Genomic DNA, 2,988 nt, shown 5'->3' on the forward strand with positions numbered 1-2,988 from the left:
TTTCACGACTGCTTCGCAGCCGGACGCAGCCTCGCAAGCTCGACAGCTGCTACACCTGCTACAAAGTGTTCGGCTGCGCTTGAGCGGTACAGACGGGGCGGCGGGGCTGAGCGGGTACAGCACGGCAACGCCAGGCAAACGGGTTGATGCCCTCGCTGCGGGTGAAAATGTGGCAGAAATGCGCTTGATCGCAGAAGCCGCATTCGAGGCTGATTTGCGTGAGGCTCAAATCGGTCGTGCGGATCAGTTCCTTGGCCCGGGCAATACGTTGGTGACGAATCCAGTCCTGGGGCGAGTAACCGGTGCTGCACTTGAACGCGCGGGAGAAATGACTGCGCGAGAGGGCGCAGGCGTGGGCCAGCTCGGTCACTTCAACCGTTTCACCGAGTCGATCCAGAATCAGTTGTTTGGCCAGGTTTTCTCGCCATGGGGTCAGGCCGCCGGTGGTCTTCTTTCGCGTATCAATAACTGCCGCGCGGGCAGTGTTTTGCTGAGAATGAGCCATGACAAATGTCCGTGTCGGTGAGCTTCATTCTTGGTCGCGGGGCGCTGGCAGGCGAGTTAAACGTTGTTAATTTCCTGGTTTTTTCCATATCGAGTAACCGCTCTAACTCAGCACATCGCTGCAATTTTCCGTGGGCGAGGTGCCGGCACAATCGGCGTCATCCGGCGGCGTGTCTGTGGCCGTTTTTCTGATTCGATCAAGGGTGAACACATGAAACATTCGTTGGTTTGCGCGATAGGGCTTGCGGTAGCGCTGGCGTCCGGCATTTCCTCGGCTCAGGCTCAGGCTCAGGCTCAGGCTCAGGCACCGGCGCAGGTCGGCACCCAAGTGCCGGGTTACTTCCGTTTGGCGGTGGGCGATTACGAAGTGACGGCGTTGTTCGATGGCTACAACGACCTGTCGCCCAAGCTGCTCAAAGGCCTGAGCCAAAGCCAGATCCGCGCGCTGCTCGCCCGGCGCTCGATTGAAACACCGGGCGTGCAAACCGCGTTCAATGCGTTTCTGGTCAATACCGGCAAGCAGTTGATCCTGGTGGATACCGGCGCCGGCCAGTGCATCGGCGCCACCGCCGGCATGCTCTCGGACAACATGAAAGCCGCCGGCTATGAACCGTCTCAGGTTGACGCGATCCTGTTGACTCACCTGCACCTGCACCTGGACCACGTCTGCGGGCTGGTCGATGCCGAGCAAAAACCGGTGTTCGCCAATGCCACGGTGTATGCGGCCAAGGCCGAGGCCGATTACTGGCTTGACTCTCAGGCCATCGCCAAGGCCCCCGAGGGCGCAAAGCCGTATTTCAAAATCGCCCAGGACTCCACCGGGCCTTACGTCGCGCAGGGTCGCTTCAAAACGTTCGACGCCGGTCAGTCGCCCGTGCCAGGCGTGGTCGATGCCGAGCTGGAAGCCGGGCACACGCCGGGCAGCACCACCTACCGTTTCACCTCTCAGGGCCAGAGCATTTTGTTCATGGGCGATCTGGTGCATAACCTCGCCGTGCAGTTCGAACACCCGGAAGTGTCGATCGGTTTTGACGTCGACAGCCAGCAAGCCATCAAACGCCGCGCCAAGGTGTTCAGCGACGCGGTGGCCAGCAAGACCTGGGTCACGGCGGCGCACCTGCCGTTTCCGGGCATCGGCCACATCGCGGCGGAGGGCAAGCACTTCCAATGGGTGCCGGTCGAGTACGGCCCTTACAAACGAGCAGCCAACGTACCGCTGATCGAGTAAAGTCCCAGCGCTTCGTGCCTGTCTGAACTCACAAGGGAGCCATGCCTATGAACCGTAACGACCTGCGCCGTGTCGACATGAACCTGCTGGTGATTTTCGAGGCCTTGATGTTCGAAAAAAACCTGACCCGTGTTGCTGAAAAACTGTTCATGGGCCAGCCGGCGGTGAGTGCGGCATTGGGGCGGTTACGGGATTTGTTCGACGATCCACTGTTGCTGCGCAATGGCCGCGGCATGGAGCCGACCGGGCGGGCGCTGGCGATTCTCAAGGAGTTGCAGCCGGCGATGGATGTGATCTCCGGCGCGGTCAGTCGCGCCAAGGAGTTCGAGCCGGCCAGCAGTTGCGACGTGTTTCGCATCGGGCTGTCGGACGATGCTGAATTCGGTCTGTTTCCGCCGCTGCTGCGACAGCTTCAGGAAGAGGCGCCAGGGATCGTGATTGTGGTGCGCCGCGCCAATTACTTGTTGATGCCGGCGTTGCTGGCGTCCGGGGAGATTTCCGTGGGTGTCAGCTATACCACCGAATTGCCGGCGAATGCCAAGCGCAAAAAACTGCGCGACATTCCCTGCAAGGTGCTGCGTGGGGACAAGCGTCCCGGCACTCTGACGCTGGATGAATACTGCGAGCGGCCGCATGCCATGGTTTCGTTTTCCGGCGATCTGAGTGGCAACATCGATCTCGACCTGGCCAAGCTTGGTCGTAGTCGGCGTGTGGTGTTGGGGGTGCCGCAGTTCAGTGGTTTGCGTGCGATCCTTGCTGGCACCGAGATGATTGCCACGGTGCCGGATTATGCGGCGTGTGCGTTGGTGGAGGGGTGTGGGTTGCGGGCTGAGGACCCGCCGTTTGCCATTGATGCGGCGCAACTGTCGATGGCGTGGAGTGGGGTGCATGATAATGATCCGGCGGAGCGATGGTTGCGGTCGCGGATCAGTGAGTTTATGTCTGGGCCTTTGCCTGTGGTATCTGCTTGAACGTGGCGGCCTTTGGGCCGACCAAGTTGTTGTTTTTGGTGTACATATCCGTTGCTGCGGTAACGGCGGCTTAGGGTTTCGCCCTTACGGCGGGGACTGTCAGATATTTTGTGTGCGGGCCGTTAACGGCCTGCCGTTAGGCAGGCCATGCTTTTACCAGGTCGGCCTGATAAATCGATCTCCGTACAGAATCGCGAATTGATTCATCGCACTTTTCCAGTCATGGGCCGCGGCCCCCCAGTTTGCTGTGATATTGCGCAGTCCAAGCCAGATCAGTTTTGTCGC

The 2,988-nt window shown here is 60.1% G+C and carries 3 protein-coding genes and 1 pseudogene; 2 read left to right on the forward strand and 2 right to left on the reverse strand.

Annotated features, from left to right (window positions below; genetic code table 11):
- Positions 1–58 precede the first annotated feature (58 nt).
- The gene (locus AC1D2P_RS30470) at positions 59–505 is read right to left on the reverse strand and encodes a helix-turn-helix domain-containing protein (protein WP_046027993.1); all 447 of its coding nucleotides are present in this window, start codon (positions 503–505) and stop codon (positions 59–61) included.
- A 210-nt stretch (positions 506–715) separates the two neighbouring features.
- Between AC1D2P_RS30470 and AC1D2P_RS30475 the strand changes: the two genes are divergently transcribed.
- Both AC1D2P_RS30475 and AC1D2P_RS30480 read left to right on the forward strand, forming a co-directional pair.
- Complete coding sequence (locus AC1D2P_RS30475; protein ID WP_477758527.1) at positions 716–1,732, forward strand: MBL fold metallo-hydrolase; 1,017 nt, start codon at positions 716–718, stop codon at positions 1,730–1,732.
- Between the two features lie 47 nt (positions 1,733–1,779).
- A complete protein-coding gene (locus AC1D2P_RS30480; protein WP_109787783.1) occupies positions 1,780–2,703 on the forward strand; it encodes a LysR family transcriptional regulator in 924 nt (307 codons plus the stop codon).
- 153 nt (positions 2,704–2,856) lie between these two features.
- Here the strand turns inward: AC1D2P_RS30480 and AC1D2P_RS30485 are convergent.
- A pseudogene (locus AC1D2P_RS30485) lies at positions 2,857–2,988 on the reverse strand (IS256 family transposase); the annotation flags it as partial.

The organism is Pseudomonas sp. P1_F1_2, assembly GCF_056405815.1.